The following is a 22,706-nucleotide window of genomic DNA, read 5'->3' as shown; positions in this document are numbered from 1 at the left end:
AGCATGGGCCCCTATCCGCACGACGCCCCGCCGGCCGAGATCACCGAGTCCAACCCGATGGGCACGGACGGGTTCGAGTTCGTCGAATACGCCTCGTCCGAGCCGGAGGCGCTGGGCGCCCTGTTCGAGACCATGGGCTTCGCCCCGGTGGCGCGGCACAAGTCGAAGCGGGTGACGCTGTACCGCCAGGGCGATATCAACTTCATCGTCAATGCCGAGCCGGACAGCTTCGCCAGCGACTTCGCCCGCAAGCACGGCCCCTGCGCCTGCGCCATGGCCTTCCGCGTCGCCGATGCGGCCCATGCCTTCCAGCGCGCCGTGTCGCTCGGCGCCAAGCCGGTCGAAAGCCGGGTCAATGCCGGCGAGCTGCAGATCCCGGCGATCGAGGGCATCGGCGGCTCGCTGCTGTACCTGGTCGACCGCTACGGCGCCAAGGGGTCGATCTACGACGTCGATTTTGACTGGATCGGCGCGGCCGAGCCGCACCCCGAGCCCGCCGGCCTCTATTATGTCGACCACCTGACCCACAACGTGCATCGCGGCCAGATGGATGCCTGGGTCGGCTTCTACAGCCGGCTCTTCAACTTCCGGCAGATCCGCTATTTCGACATCAGCGGCAAGCTGACCGGCCTCACCTCCCGCGCCCTGACCAGCCCGGACGGCAAGATCCGCATCCCGATCAACGAGAGCGCCGACGAGAAGAGCCAGATCGAGGAATACCTGCGTGTGTACAAGGGCGAGGGCATCCAGCACGTGGCGCTGGGCAGCCGCGACATCTACGCCTCGGTCGACCAGTTGGACAAGAACGGCCTGGCCTTCATGCCGGCCCCGCCCGACACCTATTACGAGAAGATCGACGGCCGCCTGCCGAAGCATGGCGAGCCGGTCGAGCGGCTGCGCGAGCTGGGCCTGCTGATCGACGGCGAGGGCGTGGTCGAGGGCGCCCACACCAAGGTGCTGCTGCAGATCTTCTCGAAGACCGTGATCGGCCCGATCTTCTTCGAGTTCATCCAGCGTAAGGGCGATGACGGCTTCGGCGAGGGCAATTTCCGCGCCCTGTTCGAGAGCATCGAGGAGGACCAGATCCGGCGCGGCGTATTGTCCGCCGACAGCGACGCGGCGTGACGGGCAGCCCCTTCGCGCGGGAGGAAGGGCCGGCCTGGCGCCGGCATCCGCACGCACCGGCGCCGGCGACGATGCTGGGGCGCCTCGACGAGATCGAGGATCCGGGCGTCCGAATCCTCGCCTTCGGCGCCGGCCGCCGGGTCTTCTCGATGCTGCTGGTCCGCCGCGGCGAGACGGTGCGGGCATTCCTCGACGCCTGCCCGCACGCCTTCCTGCCGCTGACCTGGCGCAGCGGCAGCGTGCTGAGCGCCGATGGCCGGCGCCTGGTCTGCTCCAACCACTTCGCCGAGTTCGACGCCGGGGACGGCAGCCCCGTCTCCGGCCCGGCCGATTGCGGGCTCGATCCGATCCCGGTGCTGCTGGAGGCCGACGGCGCGATCGTCATGGGCTAGGATCGCCTCCTGAGTCCGCGCGACCGAGAGGCCATCGATGAGCAGCCCGTTTCCCGAATTGTATCTCGTCCGACATGGCGAGACGGAGTGGAGCCGGTCCGGCAAGCACACCGGCCGGACCGACATCCCGCTGACCGAGGCGGGCGAGGCGGCGGCGCGCGGCGTCGCCGGCCGGCTGCAGGGCCTGTCCTTCGCGGCGGTCTGGTCGAGCCCGTCCCTGCGGGCCCGGACCACCTGCGCGCTCGGCGGTTTCGGGGATGGCGCCGTGGTCAAGGACGAGCTGGCGGAGTGGGATTACGGCGCCTATGAGGGCATCACCACCAAGCAGATCCTGGCCGAGCGCCCGGGCTGGCAGCTGTTCCGGGACGGCTGCCCCCAGGGCGAGGATGCGGCGCAGGTCGGCGCCCGGGCCGATGCCGTGATCGGCCAGTTCCGGCAGGGGGCCGCAACGGTCCTGGTGTTCTCGAGCTCCCACTTCCTCCGGGTCCTGGCGGCGCGCTGGCTCGGCCTGCCGCCGCAGGATGGCTCGCGCTTCGTGCTGGACACCGCCAGCCTCAGCGTCCTGGGCTATGAGCACGACCTCACCGAGCCCGTGATCCGGCGCTGGAACCAGAGGTAGTGCTGACCGGCAAGACCGTCATCGTCACCGGCGCCGCCTCCGGCATCGGCGTCGCGACCGCGCGGCTGGTGCGGGCCTGGGGCGGCCGGGTGATCGCGGTCGACCGGCACGAGCCGGCCGACCCGGTCGACAGCTACTTCGCCGCCGACCTGTCCGACCGGGCCGCGATCGATGCGCTGGTGGAGGCGCTGCCCGCCGGCGCGCATGGCCTGGCCAACATCGCCGGCCTGCCGCCGACCCGGCCGCCGGCGGAGGTGCTGAAGGTCAACCTGGTCGGGCTGAAGCACCTGACCCTGGGGCTGGTGCCGAAGCTGGCCGACGGCGCCTCGATCGTGAACCTCGCCTCGCTCGCCGGGCTGGACTGGGCCGAGGCGCTGCCGGCGGTCCGGGCCAGCGAGGATCTCGACTTCGACGGGGTCGAGGCGTTCTGCCGACGCCACGGCATCCAGGGTGCCCGCAGCTACGTCTTCTCCAAGGAGGCGCTGATCGCCTGGACCCACCGGAACCGCTGGACCTGGCGCGACCGCGGCATCCGCATGAACGCGGTCAGCCCGGGGCCGGTCGAGACCCCGATCCTGCCGGATTTCGTCGCCACGCTGGGCGCCCGGGCGGAGGCGGAGATGGCGGTGATGGACCGGCCGGGCCGGCCGCAGGACATCGCCCCGGTGGTCGGCTTCCTGCTGTCCGACGCCTCAGCCTGGATCCGCGGCGCCAACCTGCCGGTCGATGGCGGCCTCCACGCCCATGTGCTGGACCGCCGGCACAGGCTCTAGTTGCGCTGCACCGCGAGCGCGATCCCTTGCGCCGCCTCCCGCAGCGCCGGCAGGAAGCGCTCGCGCATCTCCTCCGCCCCGACCCGTCCGGCCGGGGCGCTGAGGTTGATCGCCAGGTTGCCGGCGGAGATGCCGCCCGGCACCGCGACCGCGATCGAGTTCAGCCCGGTCTCCAGCTCTTCCGACACCAGCGCATAGCCGCGGCCGCGGACCTCGGCCAGCCGCGCCGCCAGGGCTGCGCGGGTGGTCAGGGTGTGCCCGGTGAACCGCTCCAGCACCGCTGCCTCGAAATAGCGCTCGAGCTCGCGCGGATGCAGCACTGCCAGCAGTGCCTGGCCCATCGAGGTGGCATGCGCCGGCAGGCGGGTGCCGACCCCGAGGCCGACGGTCATGATCCGGTGCGCCGCCGGCGACCGGGCGACATAGGTGATCATGGTGCCGTCCAGCATGGCGGCGGAGGCCGATTCGCCCAAGGTCCGCGTCAGCCCCAGCAGCGCGTCGCGCACCCGCTCGATCTCGCCCATCCCGGACAGGAAGCTGTGGCCGAGCGACAGGATCGCCGGCGTCAGCTCGAAATGCTTGCCGTCGCTGCGGGCATAGCCGGCATCGCACAGGGTCAGCAGGAAGCGCCGCGCCGCGGCCCGGGTCATGCCGGTGCGCGATGCCGCCTCGGTGATGGTCTGCCGCCGGTGCCCCGCGCCGAAGCTGCGGATGATGTCCAGCCCCTTGCGGAACGAGACGACCTGCTCGTCGCGCAGGATTTTCCTCTCGGTTTGTTCGTTTAGCGAACAAGATTGCCGCTATGCGCACAAATTCTTGACCGCATTCGGCCTCCGGCACAAGAGATCAGTCAGACAAGAAGATCGGGAGGGTCCGGGTGACGGATAGCGTCATCATCCCAGGGCGCGGGCATCATCGCATTGGGCGGCTGGCCGCCCGGCGCATGATCCGCAACGTCCGGAGATCCGGGCCGGGAGGGGCCTTGGTCCGCGCCCCTCGGCTTGCCCCCGAACAGTCGAATTGGATACATAATTCGGACTTGGCCATTTGTTCGCAGAGCGAAAAACGGCTTTCTTCTGTCATTTCTGACTTGAGCTTCCTCTCGAAATTCGGCGTCATTGTACACAATGATGCCAGAAGGGAGGGAGCCGCCATGAGCGCCCCCAAGCCATTCCCGATGAACGCCTGGTACGCCGCGGCCTGGGATGCCGACATCCGGCACGCGCTGTTCGCGCGCACCATCTGCGGCAAGCACCTGGTCCTGTACCGCCGCAGCGACGGCGGGGTCGCCGCCCTGGAAGATGCCTGCTGGCACCGGCTGGTGCCGCTGTCGAAGGGCCGGCTGGAGGGCGACGAGGTGGTCTGCGGCTATCACGGCCTGGTCTACAACTCCCAGGGCCGCTGCACCCATATGCCGTCGCAGGAGACGATCAACCCCGCCGCCTGCGTGCGCAGCTACCCGGTGGTCGAGCGGCACCGCTTCGTCTGGGTGTGGATGGGCGACCCGGCGCTGGCCGACCCGGAGCTGGTGCCCGACCTGCATTGGAACCACGACCCGGCCTGGGCCGGCGACGGCAGCACCATTCATGTCCAATGCGACTACCGGCTGGTGGTCGACAACCTGATGGACCTGACGCACGAGACCTTCGTGCATGGCTCCAGCATCGGCAACCGGGCGGTGGCCGAGGCGCCGTTCGACGTCACCCATGGCGACCGGACCGCGACGGTGGCGCGCTGGATGCGCGACATCGATCCGCCGCCGTTCTGGGCCGCCCAGCTCGGCCGGCCCGGCAAGGTCGACCGCTGGCAGATCATCCGCTTCGAGGCGCCCTGCACCGTCGCCATCGATGTCGGCGTGGCGCTGGCCGGCAGCGGCGCGCCGGAGGGCGACCGGTCGCAGGGCGTCAACGGCTACGTCCTCAACACCATCACGCCGGAGACGGAGCGGAGCTGCCATTACTTCTGGGCCTTCGTCCGCAACTACCGGCTGCAGGAGCAGCGCCTGACCACCGAGCTGCGCGAAGGCGTGTCGCGCATCTTCCGCGAGGACGAGGAGGTGCTGGAGGCGCAGCAGCGCGCGATGGACGAGAATCCCGGCCGGGTCTTCTACAATCTCAGCATCGATGCCGGCGCCATGTGGGCCCGCCGCCTGATCGACCGCATGGTCGAGCGCGAGGCGCCGCCGCCGGCCCGGCAGGCCGCGGAATGACCGGGCGGGCGACGGAAGACGGCGAGGCCGACCGGACCGCCTCGCAGGGGGTCCGCACCCTGCTGGCGATGCGCGACCTGATCCTGAGCGGCGAGCTGGAGCCCGGCGAGCGCATCTCCGAACTGGCCATGGTCGCGCGGCTCGGTGTCTCGCGCACCCCGGTCCGGATGGCGCTGGTGCGCCTGGCCGAGGAAGGCCTGTTGGAGGCGATCGCCTCGCGCGGCTTCGCGGTCAAAGCCTTCGCCGAGAGCGAGGTGTTCGAGGCGATCGAGATCCGCGGCGCGCTCGAAGGGCTGACCGTGCGCCTGGCCGCCGAGCGCGGCGTGACGCCCGAGGATCTGGCGCCGGTCCGCGCCTGCCTCGACGCGATCGACGGGATTCTGGCCGAACCTGCCGTCTCGGTCGACGGCTTCTCGGCCTATGTCGACCTCAACGCCCGCTTCCACGCGCTGGTCACCGGCCTCGCCGGCAGCCCGCTGCTGGCCCGACAGATCGAGAAGGCGGTCGCCCTGCCCTTCGCCTCGCCCAGCGCCTTCGTCGCCGTCCAGTCGCAGCTGCCGGAGGCCCGCACGGTGCTGACCGTGGCCCAGGACCAGCATCGCTGCGTCGTCGAGGCGATCGAGGCGCGGGAGGGCGCCCGGGCCGAGGCGATCATGCGCGAGCATGCGCGCCTGGCCTCCCGCAACCTGCGCTTCGCCCTGCGCAGCCGGTCGACCTTCGCCCTGATCCCGGGCGCGGCGCTGATCCGGTCGCGCGCCGACGCCGCCTGAGCCGGGAGGAGAGGATGCGCTACGCCCAGACCTGGACCGACGCCCGGCTCCGCGCGATCCGCGACCTGACCCCGACCATCCGCCTGTTCGAGATCGTGCCGGAGACGGGCCCCCACCCCCAAGCGCCCGGCAGCCACATCAACATCGGCGTCGTCGTCGCCGGCCGGCCGGACACCCGCAGCTACTCCCTGGTCGGGCTGCCGGACCCGGAGTGTTACCGCATCGCCGTGAAGCGCCAGCCGGCCGGCCGCGGCGGCTCCGCCTATCTCTGGTCGCTCGGCGCCGGGGCGCGGCTCGCCGTCTCCGACCCGCAGGCGCTGTTCGCGGTCGATCACGGCCGCAGCGACACGCTGCTAGTCGCCGGCGGCATCGGCATCACCCCGATCCTGGGCATGGCGCTGCGCCTCGCCGCCGCGGGCGACCGGCTGCGCCTGGCCTATGCCGTGCGGTCGCGCGCCGAGGCGGCTTTCGCCGACGAGCTGGCGGCGGCGCTGGGCGACCGGCTAACCCTGCATGTCGGCGAGGCTGGCGGCCGGCTCGACCTCGGCGCCGCCTTCGCTCGGCTGCCGCCGGACGGGCAAGCGGCGATCTGCGGCCCGCTGCCGATGCTGGACGAGGCGCGGGGGCTGTGGCGCGCCGCCGGGCGCTCGCCGGCCGACCTGCGCTACGAGACCTTCGGGTCGAGCGGCCGGCACGCGCCCGAGCCCTTCACCGTGCGGCTGCCGCAGGAGGGGCGCGAGATCCTGGTGCCGGCGACCAGCACCATGCTCGACGCCCTGGCCGAGGCCGGGGTCGAGATCATCGCCGATTGTCGGCGCGGCGAATGCGGTCTGTGCGCCGTGGACGTGCTGGCGGTCGACGGCGAGATCGACCATCGCGACGTATTCTTCAGCGACGAGCAGAAGCGCCGGGGCCGCAAGATCTGCGCCTGCGTGTCGCGTGCCGTCGGCAGCATCGCCATCGACACCGCCTACCGGTCCGACTGAGACCGGCGCATCATCGACAGTAACAAGTACAACAGGGAGGACCACAATGTACCGACGCCACCTTACCACAGCGGCCCTGGCCGCCGCCCTGCTGGCGGCCCTGCCGGCCGCGGCGCAGGACACCGTCAAGATCGGCCTGATCCTGCCGATGACCGGCCCCTCCGCCTCGACCGGGCGGGAGATCGAGGCCGCGGCCAAGCTGTACCTGCAGCAGAACGGCCCCACCGTCGCCGGCAAGACGGTCGAGCTGATCGTCCGGGACGACACCGGCACCGCCGACGTCACCAAGCGCCTGGCGCAGGAGCTGGTGGTGAAGGACAAGGTGGCGGTGCTGGCCGGCTTCGGCCTGACCCCGCTGGCCCTGGCGTCGGCACCGATCGCCACCCAGGCCAAGGTGCCGCAGGTGGTCATGGCCGCCGCCACCGCGGTGATCACCGAGGCGTCGCCCTTCATCGTCCGCACCAGCTTCACCCTGCCGCAGGCGACCGTGCCGCTGGCCGACTGGGCCGCCCAGAACGGCATCAAGTCGGTGGTCACGCTGGTCAGCGACTACGCCCCCGGCCTGGACGCGCAGAAGGCCTTCGCCGAGCGCTTCGGCAAGGCCGGCGGGACGGTGGCGGAACAGCTGCAGGTGCCGCTGAAGAACCCGGATTTCGCGCCCTTCCTGCAGCGCGTGGCCGACGCCAAGCCGGATGCGGTCTTCGTCTTCGTGCCGTCGGGCTTCGGCGCCGTGTTCATGAAGCAGTTCGTCGAGCGCGGCCTCGACAAGTCCGGCATCCGGCTGATCGCGACCGGCGACCTGACCGATGACGAGCTGTTGGACAAGATCGGCGACGTGGCGCTGGGCACCATCACCACCCACCACTACTCCGCCGCCCATGACAGCCCGGAGAACAAGGCCTTCGTCCAGGCCTTCCAGGCCGCCAATGGCGGGCTGCGGCCGAACTTCATGGCGGTCGGCGGCTATGACGGCATGCATCTGATCTTCGAGGCGCTGAAGAAGACCGGCGGCGCCACCGACGGCCAGGGCCTGGTCGACGCCATGAAGGGCATGAGCTGGACCAGCGTGCGCGGCCCGGTCTCGATCGACCCGGAGACCCGCGACATCATCCAGAACATCTATGTCCGCAAGGTCGAGAAGCAGGATGGCGCGCTGTACAACGTCGAGTTCGCGACCATCGAAGCGGTGAAGGACCCGGTCAAGGCGGCGAAGTAGCGCCATGGGGACGATCCTGTTCGACGGCATCGCCTACGGCATGCTGCTGTTCGTGCTGGCCTGCGGCCTGTCGGTGACGCTGGGGCTGATGAACTTCATCAACCTGGCGCATGGCGCCTTCGCCATGCTCGGCGGCTATGTCACCGCGATCCTGATGAGCCGCTGGCAGGTGCCGTTCTTCCTGTGCCTGCCGGCGGCCTTCCTGGCCGCCGCCGCGGTCGGGCTGGTGCTGGAGCGGACTCTGGTCCGGCACCTGTACCGGCGCAGCCACCTCGACCAGGTGCTGTTCTCGATCGGGATCGTGTTCATGGCCATGGCCGCCGCCACCTACCTGATGGGGTCGGAGCAGCAGATCATCCAGCTGCCCGACTATCTGCGCGGCCGGGTCGAGGTGCTGGGCGTCGGCATCGGCATCTACCGCGCCATGATCATCGTCATCTGCGGCGTGCTGGTGCTGGCGCTGCAAGGGGTGCTGGCCTACACCCGCTTCGGCAGCCGGCTACGCGCCGCGGTCGATGATCCACGGGCGGCGCGCGGCCTGGGCATCCGGGTCGACACCGTCTTCGCCGCCACCTTCGCCGTCGGCAGCGGCCTCGCCGGGCTCGGCGGCGCGCTGGGCGCCGAGATCCTGGGCGTCGACCCGACCTTTCCGCTGAAATACATGATCTATTTCCTGATCGTGGTGACGGTCGGCGGCACCTCCAGCCTGACCGGCCCGTTCCTGGCCGCGCTGCTGCTCGGCATCGCCGACGTCGCCGGCAAGTACTATGTCCCGGCCTTCGGATCCTTCGTCATCTACACGGTGATGATCGTGGTGCTGCTGCTGCGGCCGCAGGGGCTGTTCGCCCGCGGAGGCAGCCGATGACGGCCGCCCCGCTCTCCCCGGCCGCGGCGCGCGCCCGCTGGCGGCTGCCGGAGGCGCTGTTCTGGCTGGCGGCCCTGGCCACGCTGGTCCTGCTGCCGGACCAGCATCTGATCCTGAACGAGATCGCGATCCTGGCGCTGTTCGCGCTCTCGCTCGACCTGATCCTCGGCTATGCCGGCATCGTCTCGCTCGGTCATGCCGCCTTCTTCGGCCTCGGCGCCTATGTCGCCGGCCTGCTGACCATCCATGTCGCCGGCGAGCCGCTGCTGGGCCTCGTGGCCGCCGCGGCGGTCGGGGCCGTGCTGGGCTTCGCCACCGGCTTCCTGGTGCTGCGCGGCTCCGACCTCACCCGGCTGATGGTCACGCTCGGCATCTCGCTGCTGCTGTTCGAGATCGCCAACCGGGCGGGCGGGCTGACCGGCGGGGCCGACGGGCTGAACGGCATGGTGGTCGGCCCGATCCTCGGCTGGTTCGAGTTCGACCTCTACGGCACCACCGCCTATGCCTACAGCCTGGCGGTGCTGTTCGTGCTGTTCCTGTTCGCCCGGCGGGTGGTGCATTCGCCCTTCGGCCTGTCGCTCAAGGCGATCCGCGACAACCGGCTGCGCGCCGCCGCGGTCGGCGTGCCGGTGGCGCGGCGGCTGGTCGGGATCTACACGCTGTCGGCCGCCTATGCCGCCGTCGCCGGGGCGCTGCTGGCCCAGACCACGCAGTTCGTCTCGCTCGACGTGTTCGACTTCCATCGCTCGGCCGATGTGCTGCTGGTGCTGGTGATCGGCGGCGCCGGCTATCTCTATGGCGGGCCGGTCGGCGCCGTGCTGTTCCGCTTCCTGCAGGACTGGATCTCCGGCCTGACGCCGCAATACTGGTCGTTCTGGCTCGGCGCCTTCCTGGTGCTGCTGGTGCTGGTCGGGCGCGACCGGCTGGTGCAGGGCGTGCGCCGGCCGATCGCCGCCCTCCTCTCCCGCTTCGGAGGCGGGCGATGACCGCGGCGCTGGAGACCATCGGCCTGCAGAAGCGCTTCGGCGGGCTGGTCGCCACCAACGACGTGTCGCTCAGGATCGAGGTCGGGGCGCGGCATGCGCTGATCGGCCCGAACGGCGCCGGCAAGACCACCTTCGTCAACCTGCTGACCGGCGTGCTGGCCCCGAGCGGCGGCCGGGTGCTGCTGGGCGGCGAGGACATCACCGGGCTGAAGCCGCACCTCCGGGTCCGGCGTGGCCTGGCCCGCACCTTCCAGATCAACCAGCTGTTCCCGGAGATCACGCCGCTCGACACCATCGGCCTCGCCGTGTCCGAGCGCATGGGCCGCGGCGGCGACTGGTGGCGGGTGGCCGGCGGCAAGGCCGAGGTGCTGGACGAGATCCTGGCCGTCGCCGAGCGCTTCCGCCTGACCGACGTGCTGCAGGACCGCACCGCCACTTTGGCCTATGGCAAGCAGCGCCTGCTGGAGATCGCCACCGCCTTCGCCTGCCGCCCGCGCGTGCTGCTGCTGGACGAGCCGGCTGCCGGCGTGCCGGAGGCGGAGCGGCACGAGTTGCTGGCCACCATCGCCGAGCTGCCGCCGGACGTCTCGGTGCTGCTGATCGAGCACGACATGGACCTGGTGTTCAGCTTCGCCGACCGCATCTCGGTGCTGGTCAACGGCACGCTGCTGACCGAGGGCCCGCCCGACGCCATCGCCGCCGACCCGCAGGTCCGCGCCGTCTATCTCGGGGAGGCGGTGGATGGCTGAGCTCCTTGCGCTCAAGGACCTGGTCGCCGGCTATGGCGAGGCCGTCGTCGTCTCCGGCGTGTCGCTGAGCCTGGCCGAGGGCGAGGCGCTGGCCCTGCTGGGCCGCAACGGCACCGGCAAGACCACGCTGTTGAACAGCATCATCGGCGTCACCCGCCGCTTCGGCGGCACCGTCGCCCTGGCCGGCCGCGACCTGACCCGGGCGCGGCCGGAGGACCGGGCCCTGGCCGGGATCGGCTGGGTGCCGCAGGAGCGCAACATCTTCAAGTCGCTGACGGTCGAGGAGAACATGACCGCGGTGGCCCGCCCCGGCCCCTGGACGCCGGAGCGCGCCTACGCCCTGTTCCCGCGGCTGAAGGAACGGCGCGGCAACCTGGGCAGCCAGCTGTCGGGCGGCGAGCAGCAGATGCTGGCCATCGCCCGCGCCCTGATGCTGAACCCGAAGCTGCTGCTGCTGGACGAGCCGACCGAGGGGCTGGCGCCGATCATCGTCGAGGAGCTGCTGGCGGCGCTGAAGCGCATCCTGTGCGACGAGGGCGTCGCGGCTGTCGTGGTCGAGCAGCACGCGCAGAAGATCCTGTCCGTCACCGACCAGGCGGTGATCCTGGAGCGCGGCGCCATCGTTCATGCCGCCCCCAGCGCCGCGCTGAAGGCCGACGAGGCCGCGCTGACCCGCTATCTCGGCGTGACCCGCAAGGGTTCGCACGCCTGACCGAGGAGGAACCCCGATGCCGCGCCAGACCCCGCCCTTCCGCGCCGACATGGTCGGCAGCCTGCTGCGCACCGCCCCCCTGAAGGCCGCCCGCGCCCAGCACGAGCAGGGCGCGATCACCGCCGGCGAGCTGCAGGCGATCGAGGATGCGGAGATCCGCAAGATCATCCGCCGGCAGGAGGAGATCGGCCTCGATTCCGTCACCGACGGCGAGTTCCGCCGCGCCTTCTGGCATTTCGACTTCCTCGAGCATCTCGACGGCGTCGAGGGCTACTGGGCCGACCACGGCATCCAGTTCCAGGGCGCCCAGGTGAAGCCCAAGGGCATCCGCGTGACAGGCCCGCTCGGCTTCTCCGGCCACCCGATGCTGGAGCATTTCCGCTTCCTGAAGGCGAACACCGCCCGGGTGCCGAAGATGACGATCCCGTCGCCCAGCATGCTGCACTATCGCGGCGGCCGGCAGGTGATCGACGCGACGGTGTATCCCGAGATGGAGGACTTCTACGCCGATCTCGGCCGGGCCTATGCCGGCGCGGTCGCCGCCTTCGCCGCCGAGGGCTGCCGCTACCTGCAGCTGGACGATGTCAGCTTCGCCTATCTCTGCGACCCGGAGCAGCGGCGGATGCTCGCCGAGCGCGGCGACGACCCGGTGCGGCAGCCGGCGATCTACGCCGCCATGCTGAACGCCGCCATCGCCGGCCGGCCGAAGGACATGGCCATCACCATGCATCTCTGCCGCGGCAATTTCCGCTCCACCTTCATCGCCTCGGGCGGCTACGAGCCGGTGGCGGAGCGGCTGTTCAACGAGATCGCCGCCGACGGCTATTTCATGGAATGGGACACCGAGCGCGCCGGCGGGTTCGAGCCGCTGCGCTTCCTGCCCAAGGGTAAGACCGTGGTGCTGGGCCTCGTCACCTCGAAGTCCGGCACGCTGGAGCAGAAGGACGACATCAAGCGCCGGATCGACGAGGCGGCGAGATTCGTCGACCTCGACCAGCTGTGCCTCAGCCCGCAATGCGGCTTCGCCAGCACCGAGGAGGGCAACGTCCTGGCCGAGGACGAGCAATGGGCCAAGCTGGCGATGATCGTGGAGATCGCAAGGGAGGTTTGGGGGTAGGGGGCAGGCCCGAGGCCATTAACAAAGCCCTCTCTTGCAATATCCTCTTGACCTAAAGCCGACTTGAACTTGTACCGATGGAGGCTCTCGAGGAGAGGAGCATCCATCATGCCTATCGACACCGATCTGCGGCGGCTGCGCGTGGCGGTCACTGGCGGCACCTCCGGCCTGGGGCTGGCGCTGGTGCGGCTGCTGACCGCGATGGGCGCGCGGGTCGCCTTCGTCGCCCGAAGCGCCGAGGCCGTGGGCCGCACCGCGCGGGAGACCGGCGCCCAGGGCATCGTCGGCGATATCGGGCGCAAGGAGGACATCCACCCGATCGCGCTGCAGGTCACGGCCGGGCTGGGCGGGCTCGACGTGCTGATCAACAACGCCTCCAGCCTCGGCCCGGTGCCGCTCGCCCTGCTGGCCGACACCGACTGCGAGGCGCTGGAGCAGGCTTTGGCGGTCAACCTGGTCGGGCCGTTCCGGCTGACCAAGGCGCTGTTCGGCGCCCTCGCCGCCTCGGCCCGCCAGGGGCGCGGCGCGGTCGTGATCAACATCTCCAGCGACGCGGCCGTGAGCGCCTATGCCGGCTGGGGCGCCTACGGCGCCAGCAAGGCCGGGCTGCGCCACCTGACCGCGATCTGGGCCGAGGAGGCCCGGGACGACGGCGTGCGCTTCCTGTCGATCGACCCCGGCGACATGGACACGCCGCTGCATGCCCTGGCCGTGCCCGACGCCGACCCCTCGACGCTGAAGATGCCCGAGCTCTCTGCCTCGGAGATCGTGCAGGCGGTGCTGGCCGCCCTGCCGGATCGCGCGGCCGAGCAGCGGGTGGACGCATGATCGCCGCCGACCGCCCCGACCGGCCGGCCGCCCGGCTCTGCGCCGTCGACGCCGAGGGCCGGACCCGGCATTTGCCGCGCGCGGCCCTGGCGACGCTGCTGGTCCCGGGCGACCTGGTCGTGGCCAACGACGCCGCGACGCTGCCGGCGAGCCTGCATGGCCTGCATGCCGCGACCGGACGGCCGATCGAGGTGCGGCTGGCCGGCTGGGTCGCGCCCGGCGATCCGACCCGCTTCGCCGCCATCGTCTTCGGCGCCGGCGACCACCGCCTCCGCACCGAGGACCGTCCGCCGCCGCCGCCGTTGTCGGCCGGTGACCACCTGTCGCTCGGCCCGCTGAACGCGGTGGTCGAGCGACGTCTGGGCCATCCGCGGCTGGTCCGGCTGCGCTTCCTGGGCCGCCGTGACGCCGTGCTGGCCGGGCTGGCGCGGCACGGAAGGCCGATTCAATACGCCCATGTGCCGCAGCCGCTGGCGCTGTGGGATGTCTGGACCCGCATCGCCGCCGACCCCGTGGCATTCGAGCCGCCCTCGGCCGGCTTCGCGCTGGACTGGGCGCTGCTCGCCGCCTGGCGGAGGCATGGCGTCGGCTTTGCCACGCTGACCCATGCCGCCGGCATCTCCTCGACCGGCGATCCGGCGCTCGACCGCCGCCTGCCCTTCGACGAGCCCTACCGGATCCCACAGCGGACCGCCGCGGCGATCGCCCGGGCGAAGACGGAGGGCCGCCGCGTCGTCGCCATCGGCACCACCGTGGTCCGCGCCCTGGAAGCCGCGGCGGAGGCCGACGGCACGGTCCGGGCCGGCGACGGCATCGCCACCAACCGCATCGGGCCCGGAACCCGGCTGCGCGCCGTCGGCGCCCTCCTCACCGGCATGCACCAGCCGGGCGAAAGCCATTTCGAGCTGCTGCGCGCCTTCGCCCCGGACGGGGTGCTGGACGGCCTGCCGGCCGCCCTCGCCGCCGAAGGCTATCGCGGCCACGAATTCGGCGACGTGATGCTGCTGGAGCGGGCAACCTACTCCGCCGGCCAGGCCTCGATCGTCTCGACGAAGCGGGTCAGCCAGGCGTTGGTCTGGGCGCCGTCCAGGGCGCGGTGGTCGATGGTCAGCGAGACATAGGCCATCGGCCGGATCAGCATCGCGTCGGCGCCGCCGGCCTGGCGCACCACCACCCGCTTCTCGACCTTGCCGACGCCGAGGATCGCGACCTGCGGCTGGTTGATGATGATCGGCGCGGCGAAGAGCGAACCGGAGACGCCGTGGTTCGAGATGGTGAAGGTGCCGCCCTGGACATCGGCCGGCGCCAGCCTGCCGGCGCGGGCCAGGGCCGTCGCCTCCTGCAGCCGCGCGGCGATGCCGAGCAGCGACAGCGACTGCGCCCGGTGCACCACCGGCACCACCAGGCCTTTGTCCCCCAGGGCGGTGCCGATGCCGATGCCGACATCGTCGAACACCTCCAGCGCGTCGTCGTGCCAGCGGCTGTTGACCGTGGGCACGGCCTTCATCGCGGCGACGCAGGCCTGGACCAGATAGGCGGTGACGGTCAGGGCCACACCCTGGCGCTCGAACGCCGCCTTGTGCGCCTGGCGATGCGCCAGCACGGCGCCGAAATCGGCCTCGAACACCGCGGTGACATGCGGCGCCGTGGCGACGGACTGCGCCATGTGCTCGGCGATGCGCCGGCGCATGGAATCGTGCGGGATGCGATGGGAGCGGAGGCCGGGGCCCGCGGCCGGCTTCGCCTCGGCGGGTCGGTCCTGGCGGCGGGCGACCTCCTGTTCGACATCCTGGCGGGTCAGCCGCCCGTCCTTGCCGCTGCCGGTGAGCCCGGCCGGATCGAGCCCGGTCTCGACCAGCAGCTTGCGGACCGAAGGCGACAGGCGGAGGGCGGGATCGAAGTCGGCGATGGACCGCCCTTCCGGCAGGGCATTCGCGTCGCCTCTCCCGCTTGCGGGAGAGGTCGGAGTCGCGCCAGCGGCTCCGGGTGAGGGCTCTTTGTCGAGGCCGGTGCCAGCCCTCACCCGGTCTCGCTCCGCGAGCCCGACCTCTCCCGCCACGCGGGAGAGGCGACGCACGGTTTCGTCTTGGCTGCCCTCGATCCGCCCCAGCACCGCGCCCGGCGCCGCGTCCTGGTCGGTCGCGATCAGGATCTCGACCAGCGTGCCCGAGGCCGGGGCCGGGATCTCGACCGTGACCTTGTCGGTCTCCAGCTCGACCAGCGGGTCACCCTCGCGCACCGCGTCGCCGACCCCGGCGAGCCAGCTTCGCACCGCCGCCTTGGTGCCCTCCTGCTGCACCGGCGCCAGCACGTCGACCGCCGCCGCCTCGATGATGTCGGCCATGTCAGAACCCGGTCAGCGCGAGGATCTTGTCGCGGATGCGGTCGACCGACGGCACCGCGGCTTCCAGCAGCACCGGATTGTGCGGGCTGGGGATGTCCGGCATGGTCAGCCGCGCCACCGGGGCGTCGAGGTCCATGAACGCCTCGTCCGCCACCACCGCCGCGATCTCCGCCCCGAAGCCGCCGGTGCGCAGATCCTCATGCACGATCAGGCAGCGCCGGGTGCGGGCCACCGAGGCCAGCACGGCCGCGCTGTCCCACGGCATCAGCGTGCGCAGGTCGATCACCTCGACCGACCGGCCGCTGGCCCGCGCCGCCGCCTCCGCCCGCTCGACCATCGCGCCCCAGGTGACGATGGTCAGGTCGGTGCCCGCCATCGTGGTCCGGGCCCGGCCGAAGGGCAGCACATAATCGTCGCCGGGATAGGGCCGGCGGGCCCAGGCGGCGTCGAGCATGGCGCGGTGCTCCAGGAACATCACCGGGTCGTCGCCGCGCAGCGCCGCGCGCAGCAGGCCGACCGCGTCCTCGGCATTGGACGGCACCGCCACCTTCCAACCCGGCGCGTGCACGAACTGCACCTCGTTGGTCTGGCTGTGCCAGGGGTCGCCGCATTTGAGGAAGCCGACCGGCATGCGCAGCACCATCGGCGCGGCGAAGCGGTTGTTGGTGCGCCAGCGCATTGTGCCGCAATCGTTGATCTGCTCCGCCGCCGGGTCGGCGTACTTCCGGAACTGGATCTCCGGCACCGGCAGCAGCCCGGCCAGCGCCATGCCGACGGCGCGGCCGACGATGCCCTCCTCCGACAGGCTGGTGTCCATCACCCGGTCCGCGCCGAACTTCTCCTGCAGCCCCAGCGTCACGGCATGGACGCCGCCCTTCGGCCCGATGTCCTCGCCCAGCATCACCATGCGCGGATTGACCGACAGCTCATGGTCCAGGGTGCGGCGGATGGCGGTGACCATGTTGATCCGCGGCCCCTCCGGCTGCGGCGTGTCGCTGCCGGCGGCGGGAACGATGCCTTCACTGCGCGGGCCGCCCATCACCTGCGGCTCGCCCTCGAAGAAGACGTGGCGCGTCACCGTCGCGGCGTCGGGGGCGGGGCGCGCCTCGGCCCGGACCCGCGCCGCCTCGACCTGCGCCCCGGCCTCGGCGGCGAGCGCGTCCCACGCCGCCGCCTCCATCACCGCCGGGACCAGGAACTGCTTCAGCTTGGGCAGCGGGTCGCGGGCCCATTCCGCCGCCACGGTCTCGGCCGGCTTGTAGGCCTGGGTGTCCTGGAAGCTGTGGCCCTCCAGCCGCGGCACGTTGAGCCGCAGCAGGCACGGGCCCTTGCGGTCGCGGACATGGGCGACGGCGGCATCGGCCAGCCGCGCCGCCTCGGCCGGGTCGGTGCCGTCGCCGGCCAGGATGTGCAGGCCACGGAAGCTGGCGAGGTTGGCGGCGATGTCGCCGCCCGGGGTCTGGAATCGCGACGGCACCGAGATGCCGTAGCCATTGTCCTCGATATAGAACAGCACCGGCAGGCGCTGGGTGGTGGCGATGGTCAGCGCCGACCAGAAGCCGTTGGTGGCGACCGAGGCGTCGCCGCCCAGCACCACGGCGATGGCGCGGTCGCAGGCGGGGTCGTGCAGCACGGTGCGGCCGTATTCCAGCGCCTGGGCCCAGCCGGCGGCCGGGGTGTACTGAGTGCCGACGCCGCCGCACATCGGCAGGGCCGAGGGGCCGGCCGGGTTCGGGAAGTTGAACACCACGCCGATGTCGCGGCCGGCGGAATAGCCCCCGTCGCGCGCCATGGACGACCCGAGCGCGTCGACCAGATCGACGCCGAGGGTCAGCAGGATCGGGCGGGAACGGTAATAGCCGCAGACCGCGTCGCGCGGGTCGGTCAGCCGCGTGCCCAGCAGGATCTGCGCCAGGTCATGGCCGCGGGCGGAAAACTGGTAGAGCACCTTCTTCTGCGGCGCCAGCACCGTCTCCTCCAACGCGTCGAGGGCGCGCGAGAGGTGCAGCAGATGGGCGACGCGGCGCCAGTCGAAACCGGGATCGGGCGCATTCGCCAGGAGGCGGGGCTGCTGGTAGGCGAGAGCGGTCACCGGGTCGTCCTTCTGCTGGGCATTCCGACCGGACGCGCAGAGCGCGCATCTCCAGGAAAAGGATGCGACGGATTCGGGGAAAAGTTTTGCCGAACTCGGCGCCAAACCGCCCGACATCAGGTATGATTTGCCCGGATCATGCAGATCGAGGAGGTTTCATGCCTGCGGATGCCGAAAACCTGGACCGGTTCGAGCGCGCCATCCTGGCGGCGCTGCAGCGCAACGCCCGGCAGAGCGTGCAGGAGCTGGCCGATGCGGTCGGCCTGTCGACCTCGCCGACCTGGCGGCGGCTGAAGGCGCTGGAGGAGCGCGGCGTGATCAAGGACTACGTCGCCCGGGTCGACCCCGCCCGGCTGGGCTACGGCGAGACCGCCTTCGCCCATGTCACCCTGGCCAAGCACAATGGCGATGAGATCGAGGCGTTCGAGAAGAAGATCGCCGAGCGGCCGGAGGTGCTGGAGTTCTATTCGATGACCGGCTCGGCCGACTACATCCTGCGGATCGTCACCCGCAGCCCGCTGGACTACGAGAAGTTCCTGAAGGAGGTGGTGTTCACCAGCCCGGCGGTGCAGCACATCAGCTCGAACTTCGCCCTACGCGAGATCAAGAACAGCGTGGCGATCCCGGTGTAGCCCCGCCCTTGCCCGCCCGGCCATGGCGAGGCATCGTGGCGGCCGCAGCCTTGGGGAGGATCGCGGCCGTGAGCATCGAGTTCCTGATCACCTCGTTCATCATCGTCGCCTCGCCCGGCACCGGCGCGCTGTTCACCATCGCCGCCGGGCTGACCCGCGGGTCGCGCGCCAGCGTGATTGCCGCCTTCGGCTGCACGCTCGGCATCGTGCCGCACATGGCGGCGGCGATCCTGGGACTGGCGGCGCTGCTGCACACCAGCGCCCTGGCCTTCGAGATCTTCAAATATCTCGGCGTCGCCTATCTGCTGTGGATGGCCTTCAACACGCTGCGCGAGCACGGCGCGCTGACGGTCGAGAAGCAGGTCGGCGGCCGGTCGGCGCTGCAGGTCACGGTGACCGCGATCCTGATCAACATCCTGAACCCGAAGCTGTCGATCTTCTTCGTCGCCTTCCTGCCGCAGTTCGTCAGCGCCGGCGAAGCCCAGCCGATGGCCCGGATGCTGGAGCTGAGCGGCGTGTTCATGCTGATGACCTTCGCGGTCTTCGCCGTCTACGGCCTGTTCGCCGCGGCGATGCGCGACCATGTGATCTCGCGGCCGCGGGTGATGACTTGGATGCGCCGCAGCTTCGCCGCCGCCTTCGTCGCCCTCGGCGCCAAGCTGGCCCTGGCCGAGCGCTAATCCCGGTAGCCCGGCTCCTCGGCGTCGAGGATCGCCTTGACGTTGTCCAGGTGGTCAGCGGCGAAGCGGCCATAGCCGCGCCATTGCTGCTCGGTCAGCCGCGCCACCTCGTCCGGCATCACCCGCAGCGTCCGGCCGGCGGCATAGCAGGTCAGCAGCGTCTCGGCCGCGCGCTCGAAATAATACAGCTCGTCGAAAGCGTCGGCGACGGTCGGGCCGATCACCAGCACGCCGTGATTGGCCATCAGCAGCACCGTCTCGCCCTCGGTCATCAGCGCCGCCTGGCGGTCGCCCTCTTCATCCGACAGGGCCATGCCGGCGAAGCCGTCGTCGATCGCCACCCGGCCGAAGAAGCGGGCGGTGTTCATGTCGATCGGCGGCATCGTGCTGTCCGCCAGGCAGGCCAGGGCGGTGGCGTATTTCGAGTGCAGATGCATGACGCAGCGGGCCTGCGGCAGCCGCGCATGCAGCCGGGCGTGCAGGTACCAGGCGGTCGGGTCCGGCGCGTCGGGCCGGTCCAACGTCGCCGGGTCATGGGCGTCGAGCAGCAGCAGGCTGCCGGCGGTGACGCGCGAGAAGTGCAGCCGGCACGGGTTGATCAGGAAGCGCGACCCGTCGACCGCCACGCTCATGTGGTTGGCGATCGATTCATGCATGTCGAGCCGCGCGAACCAGCGGAACACCGCCGCCAGGTCGATGCGGGCCGAGCGGTGGTCGTCGAGAGATGCGGTCATGGCCGGTTCCTTCCTGCTCAGCGCTGGGCGGTTTCCCACTGGGGGTGGATCCAGACCGGATGGTCCTCGCGCGGCGGGGCCGGCCGGCCGCGGATCAGGTCGCTGACCCTTTCCGCGATCATGATGGTGGGGGCGTTGGTGTTGCCGCTGACGATCGCCGGCATCACCGAGGCGTCGACCACCCGCAGACCCCCGACGCCGTGGACGCGGCACTCGCCGTCGACCACCGCCGTGGCGCCGTGCCCCATCCGGCAGGTGCCGACCGGGTGGTAGCAGGTCTCGATCCCCTGGCGCAGATACCCGTCGATCTCTTCGTCGGTCCGTACATCCGGGCCGGGATAGATCTCCTCGCCGCGATAGGCGGCCAGCGCCGGCTGGGCCAGGATCTCGCGGGTCAGCCGCACCGATTCGCGCAGGTCGATGCGGTCTTGCGGATCCTGCAGGTAGTTGAAGCGGATCGCCGGCGGCTCGGCCGGGTCGGCGGAGCGCAGCTTGACATGGCCCAGGCTGCGCGGCCGCATCAGGTCGATATGGACCTGGAAGGAATGGCCGCCGACATCCTCGACCGTGCCGGGCTTGATCGCGATCGGCATGAAGGTCAGCTGCAAATCGGGATGCTCGATGCCCGGCCGGCTGCGGATGAAGCCGCCGGCCTCGAAATGGTTGGACGCGGCCGGGCCGGTCTTGCCGGCGAACCAGCGCAGCCCGGTGGCCAGCTTGCGCAGGCCGCGATTGACCCCGTATAGCGACGCCGGCGTGCGGCAGCGGTGCTGGATGACGATGTCCGGATGGTCGTTCAGGTTGGCGCCGACCCCGGGCAGGTCGACCAGCGGCTTGATGCCCAGCGCCGCCAGGTCGTGGGCCGGGCCGATGCCGGACAACTGCAGCACCTGCGGCGAGTTGATCGCTCCGCCCGACAGGATCACCTCGGCCTCGGCCCGGGCGGTCTCCACGTGCCCGCGCCGAGCGAATTCGACGCCGACCGCCCGGCCACGATCGAGCACGATGCGGCGGACCAGCGCGCCGGTCACGACGGTGAGGTTCGGGCGGCCCAGCGCCGGCCGCAGATAGGCGCGCGCCGCGCTCCAGCGCCGGCCGCCGCCGGTGGTGCGGTCGATCCGGCCGAAGCCTTCCTGCCGCGCCCCGTTCACGTCGGTGGTCAGGCCGTAGCCGGCCTCCTGCCCCGCCCGGACGAAAGCCTCGGCCAGCGGCGTCGCCGCGATGTCGGGCGCGAACACCCACAGCGGCCCGTCGCCCCCGTGATACGGGTCGGCGCCCAGGCTGTGCCGCTCCGCCCGCTTGAAATAGGACAGCACATCGGCGTAGCCCCAGCCCTGCAGCCCGGCCTGGGCCCAGGAATCATAGTCGCGGGCATGGCCGCGGATATAGACCATGCCGTTGATCGAGGACGACCCGCCCAGCACCCGGCCGCGCGGATGCGACAGGCGGCGGCCGTCGAGATGCGGCTCCGGCTCCGACACATAGGCCCAGTTGAACCGGTCGGAGGAGAGCAGCCGCCCGACCGCCGCGGGCATGTGGATCTGCCAGCTGCGATCGGCCGGCCCGGCCTCCAGCAGCAGCACCCGCACCGCCGGGTCCTCGGTCAGCCGCGCCGCCAGCACGCAGCCGGCGGAGCCGGCGCCGACGATGATGTAGTCGAAGCGATCGGGCATCGCCGCTCAGGCCGCTTCGGGGCGGATCGCCCGGTGGCACAGCTGGTGGAAGTGCCGGACCAGATGCTCGCTGCGGTTGTCCGGCGTCTCGCCGATCAGGTAGCGGCCGCGGGTGAAGCCCATCGACCGCAAGCCCTTCTGGTTCGAGATGTTGAGCTGGATGTCCTCCGGCCCCAGATCCTCGTTCATCCAGCGGATGCAGGCGCGGGTCACCTCCGGCACCGGCCGTCCCTCAGGGCCGTAGTAGCCGAAGCGCAGCACCGAGGTCTCCGGCCCGGTCGGGATCATGATGAAGGTGCCGACCACGTCGGAATAGGGGAAGGCGTAGATCGTCGCGTTCGGGAACAGGCCGAGGTTGAAGAACCAGTCGGTCTGCCAGGTCGCGCCCTCCAGCTTCACGCCATAGGCCTGGGTGGTGCCCGGCTTCGGCGGCCCGATATAGGTCCACCAGTCGCCGCGCGGCGTCAGCGCGTAGCCGTCGAAGTCGATCAGCTGCGTCAGCTCGCGGTGCACCGGGCCGGAAAAGCTGAAATGGTAGCCCTCGATCGAGTTCTCCTGGATCACCTTCCAGTTGGCGGCGACCGGCACGTCGACCTCCTCGACCAGCACCAGCCGGTCGAGGTCGGGCAGGAAGCGCCGCATCTCGGCCTCGGCGCCGGGGGCCATGTCGGCGACCGGCCGGGCCGCGGGGTCGAGATTGACGAAGACGAAGGACCCGAAGACCTCGACCCGCACCGGCTTCAGCCCGTGCTCGGCCTTGTCGAAATGGGTCAGGCACTCGGTGCGCGGCGCGCCGCGCAGGCTGCCGTCCAGCCCGTAGGTCCAGGCGTGGTAGCCGCAGGTGATCGCCCGGGCCTTGCTGCGCCGGGTCTCGACCAGGCGGTTGCCGCGGTGCTGGCAGACATTGTGGAAGGCACGGATCTGCCCGTCCGCCCCCTTCATCACCAGGACGCTCTGGTCGAGCAGCGTCTCCACGACGATGTCGCCCGTCTCGCGGAAATCGTTGAGATGGCCGACCAGGTGCCAGGACTTCAGGAAGATCCCCTCCCGCTCCGCCTCATACACCGCCGGGTCGTAGAAGAACGGGGCCGGAAGGGAATAGCCGGCCTCCTGGTCGGCCGTGGTCCAGGCCGGAACCGCGATGGTCATCGTTTTATCTCCCCGTTTTCGGGCCCTGAACGGTCGGACCCGCTGGCTGGCGTTG

Annotated in this window: 23 protein-coding genes; 17 read left to right on the top strand and 6 right to left on the bottom strand. The window is 71.0% G+C overall.

All coding sequences use genetic code 11. The annotated features are described in order from the left end of the window. Positions 1-3 precede the first annotated feature (3 nt). The 4 genes from hppD to ACTOWL_RS28425 are packed head-to-tail and all read left to right on the top strand — an operon-like array spanning position 4 to position 2,909. The gene (gene hppD, locus ACTOWL_RS28440) at positions 4-1,125 is read left to right on the top strand and encodes a 4-hydroxyphenylpyruvate dioxygenase (RefSeq protein WP_441324651.1); all 1,122 of its coding nucleotides are present in this window, start codon (positions 4-6) and stop codon (positions 1,123-1,125) included. Further along, positions 1,122-1,517 (top strand): Rieske (2Fe-2S) protein, encoded by a 396-nt coding sequence (locus ACTOWL_RS28435; RefSeq protein WP_441324650.1) that lies wholly within the window; start codon positions 1,122-1,124, stop codon positions 1,515-1,517. Before hppD ends, ACTOWL_RS28435 begins: the two co-directional genes overlap by 4 nt. A 37-nt stretch (positions 1,518-1,554) precedes the next feature. Continuing rightward, entirely contained in the window at positions 1,555-2,136 is a 582-nt protein-coding gene (locus tag ACTOWL_RS28430) for a histidine phosphatase family protein (RefSeq protein WP_441324649.1), read from the top strand. After that, the gene (locus ACTOWL_RS28425; protein ID WP_441324648.1) at positions 2,136-2,909 is read left to right on the top strand and encodes a coniferyl-alcohol dehydrogenase; all 774 of its coding nucleotides are present in this window, start codon (positions 2,136-2,138) and stop codon (positions 2,907-2,909) included. The genes ACTOWL_RS28430 and ACTOWL_RS28425 overlap by 1 nt, the downstream gene beginning before the upstream one ends. Here ACTOWL_RS28425 and ACTOWL_RS28420 read toward each other — a convergent pair. Beyond that, complete coding sequence (locus ACTOWL_RS28420; protein ID WP_441324658.1) at positions 2,906-3,625, bottom strand: IclR family transcriptional regulator domain-containing protein; 720 nt, start codon at positions 3,623-3,625, stop codon at positions 2,906-2,908. The genes ACTOWL_RS28425 and ACTOWL_RS28420 overlap by 4 nt on opposite strands. A 437-nt stretch (positions 3,626-4,062) precedes the next feature. Between ACTOWL_RS28420 and ACTOWL_RS28415 the strand changes: the two genes are divergently transcribed. From ACTOWL_RS28415 to ACTOWL_RS28365, 11 genes are all read left to right on the top strand, one after another. Next, complete coding sequence (locus ACTOWL_RS28415; protein ID WP_441324647.1) at positions 4,063-5,118, top strand: aromatic ring-hydroxylating dioxygenase subunit alpha; 1,056 nt, start codon at positions 4,063-4,065, stop codon at positions 5,116-5,118. Next, the gene (locus ACTOWL_RS28410; protein WP_441324646.1) at positions 5,115-5,888 is read left to right on the top strand and encodes a GntR family transcriptional regulator; all 774 of its coding nucleotides are present in this window, start codon (positions 5,115-5,117) and stop codon (positions 5,886-5,888) included. The genes ACTOWL_RS28415 and ACTOWL_RS28410 overlap by 4 nt, the downstream gene beginning before the upstream one ends. 14 nt (positions 5,889-5,902) lie before the next feature. Next, entirely contained in the window at positions 5,903-6,874 is a 972-nt protein-coding gene (locus ACTOWL_RS28405) for a PDR/VanB family oxidoreductase (protein WP_441324645.1), read from the top strand. Positions 6,875-6,920: 46 nt separating this feature from the next. Next, on the top strand, positions 6,921-8,090 hold the full coding sequence (locus tag ACTOWL_RS28400; protein WP_441324644.1) for an ABC transporter substrate-binding protein: 1,170 nt from the start codon (positions 6,921-6,923) through the stop codon (positions 8,088-8,090). A gap of 4 nt (positions 8,091-8,094) precedes the next feature. After that, positions 8,095-8,955 (top strand): branched-chain amino acid ABC transporter permease, encoded by an 861-nt coding sequence (locus tag ACTOWL_RS28395; protein ID WP_441324643.1) that lies wholly within the window; start codon positions 8,095-8,097, stop codon positions 8,953-8,955. After that, positions 8,952-9,941, top strand: coding sequence for a branched-chain amino acid ABC transporter permease (locus ACTOWL_RS28390; protein ID WP_441324642.1), 990 nt, complete (start codon positions 8,952-8,954; stop codon positions 9,939-9,941). Before ACTOWL_RS28395 ends, ACTOWL_RS28390 begins: the two co-directional genes overlap by 4 nt. Further along, complete coding sequence (locus tag ACTOWL_RS28385; RefSeq protein ID WP_441324641.1) at positions 9,938-10,690, top strand: ABC transporter ATP-binding protein; 753 nt, start codon at positions 9,938-9,940, stop codon at positions 10,688-10,690. The genes ACTOWL_RS28390 and ACTOWL_RS28385 overlap by 4 nt, the downstream gene beginning before the upstream one ends. Continuing rightward, positions 10,683-11,402, top strand: a complete 720-nt coding sequence (locus tag ACTOWL_RS28380) for an ABC transporter ATP-binding protein (protein WP_441324640.1) — start codon at positions 10,683-10,685, stop codon at positions 11,400-11,402. The genes ACTOWL_RS28385 and ACTOWL_RS28380 overlap by 8 nt, the downstream gene beginning before the upstream one ends. 16 nt (positions 11,403-11,418) lie before the next feature. Next, the gene (locus tag ACTOWL_RS28375) at positions 11,419-12,519 is read left to right on the top strand and encodes a 5-methyltetrahydropteroyltriglutamate--homocysteine S-methyltransferase (protein WP_441324639.1); all 1,101 of its coding nucleotides are present in this window, start codon (positions 11,419-11,421) and stop codon (positions 12,517-12,519) included. Between the two features lie 108 nt (positions 12,520-12,627). Beyond that, positions 12,628-13,347, top strand: coding sequence for an SDR family NAD(P)-dependent oxidoreductase (locus ACTOWL_RS28370; RefSeq protein ID WP_441324638.1), 720 nt, complete (start codon positions 12,628-12,630; stop codon positions 13,345-13,347). Beyond that, complete coding sequence (locus ACTOWL_RS28365; protein ID WP_441324637.1) at positions 13,344-14,468, top strand: S-adenosylmethionine:tRNA ribosyltransferase-isomerase; 1,125 nt, start codon at positions 13,344-13,346, stop codon at positions 14,466-14,468. The genes ACTOWL_RS28370 and ACTOWL_RS28365 overlap by 4 nt, the downstream gene beginning before the upstream one ends. On the opposite strand, the gene ACTOWL_RS28360 is transcribed toward ACTOWL_RS28365, so the two are convergent. Together ACTOWL_RS28360 and ACTOWL_RS28355 are read right to left on the bottom strand one after the other, a co-directional pair. Beyond that, positions 14,366-15,691: a dihydrolipoamide acetyltransferase family protein gene (locus ACTOWL_RS28360; RefSeq protein WP_441324636.1), complete on the bottom strand. Its 1,326-nt coding sequence runs from the start codon at positions 15,689-15,691 to the stop codon at positions 14,366-14,368. The genes ACTOWL_RS28365 and ACTOWL_RS28360 overlap by 103 nt on opposite strands. Position 15,692: 1 nt before the next feature. Next, on the bottom strand, positions 15,693-17,783 hold the full coding sequence (locus ACTOWL_RS28355) for an alpha-ketoacid dehydrogenase subunit alpha/beta (RefSeq protein WP_441324635.1): 2,091 nt from the start codon (positions 17,781-17,783) through the stop codon (positions 15,693-15,695). 158 nt (positions 17,784-17,941) lie between these two features. Between ACTOWL_RS28355 and ACTOWL_RS28350 the strand changes: the two genes are divergently transcribed. Further along, positions 17,942-18,415 carry an Lrp/AsnC family transcriptional regulator gene (locus tag ACTOWL_RS28350; protein WP_441324634.1) on the top strand — a complete coding sequence of 158 codons (474 nt, stop codon included), beginning with the start codon at positions 17,942-17,944 and terminating at the stop codon, positions 18,413-18,415. Positions 18,416-18,483: 68 nt separating this feature from the next. After that, the gene (locus ACTOWL_RS28345; protein WP_441324633.1) at positions 18,484-19,095 is read left to right on the top strand and encodes a LysE family translocator; all 612 of its coding nucleotides are present in this window, start codon (positions 18,484-18,486) and stop codon (positions 19,093-19,095) included. Here ACTOWL_RS28345 and ACTOWL_RS28340 read toward each other — a convergent pair. The 3 genes from ACTOWL_RS28340 to ACTOWL_RS28330 are packed head-to-tail and all read right to left on the bottom strand — an operon-like array spanning position 19,092 to position 22,651. Continuing rightward, positions 19,092-19,829 (bottom strand): class II aldolase/adducin family protein, encoded by a 738-nt coding sequence (locus ACTOWL_RS28340; RefSeq protein ID WP_441324632.1) that lies wholly within the window; start codon positions 19,827-19,829, stop codon positions 19,092-19,094. The two genes, ACTOWL_RS28345 and ACTOWL_RS28340, sit on opposite strands and share 4 nt — an antisense overlap. Before the next feature lie 17 nt (positions 19,830-19,846). Next, entirely contained in the window at positions 19,847-21,502 is a 1,656-nt protein-coding gene (locus ACTOWL_RS28335) for a choline dehydrogenase (protein WP_441324631.1), read from the bottom strand. Positions 21,503-21,508: 6 nt separating this feature from the next. After that, positions 21,509-22,651, bottom strand: a complete 1,143-nt coding sequence (locus ACTOWL_RS28330) for an aromatic ring-hydroxylating oxygenase subunit alpha (protein ID WP_441324630.1) — start codon at positions 22,649-22,651, stop codon at positions 21,509-21,511. Between the last annotated feature and the right edge of the window lie 55 nt (positions 22,652-22,706).

This window comes from Inquilinus sp. CA228, from assembly GCF_052078665.1.
Lineage (GTDB): Bacteria > Pseudomonadota > Alphaproteobacteria > DSM-16000 > Inquilinaceae > Inquilinus.
The sequence above is the reverse complement of the archived record's forward strand: the minus strand, read 5'-3'. Positions and strand labels throughout refer to the sequence as shown.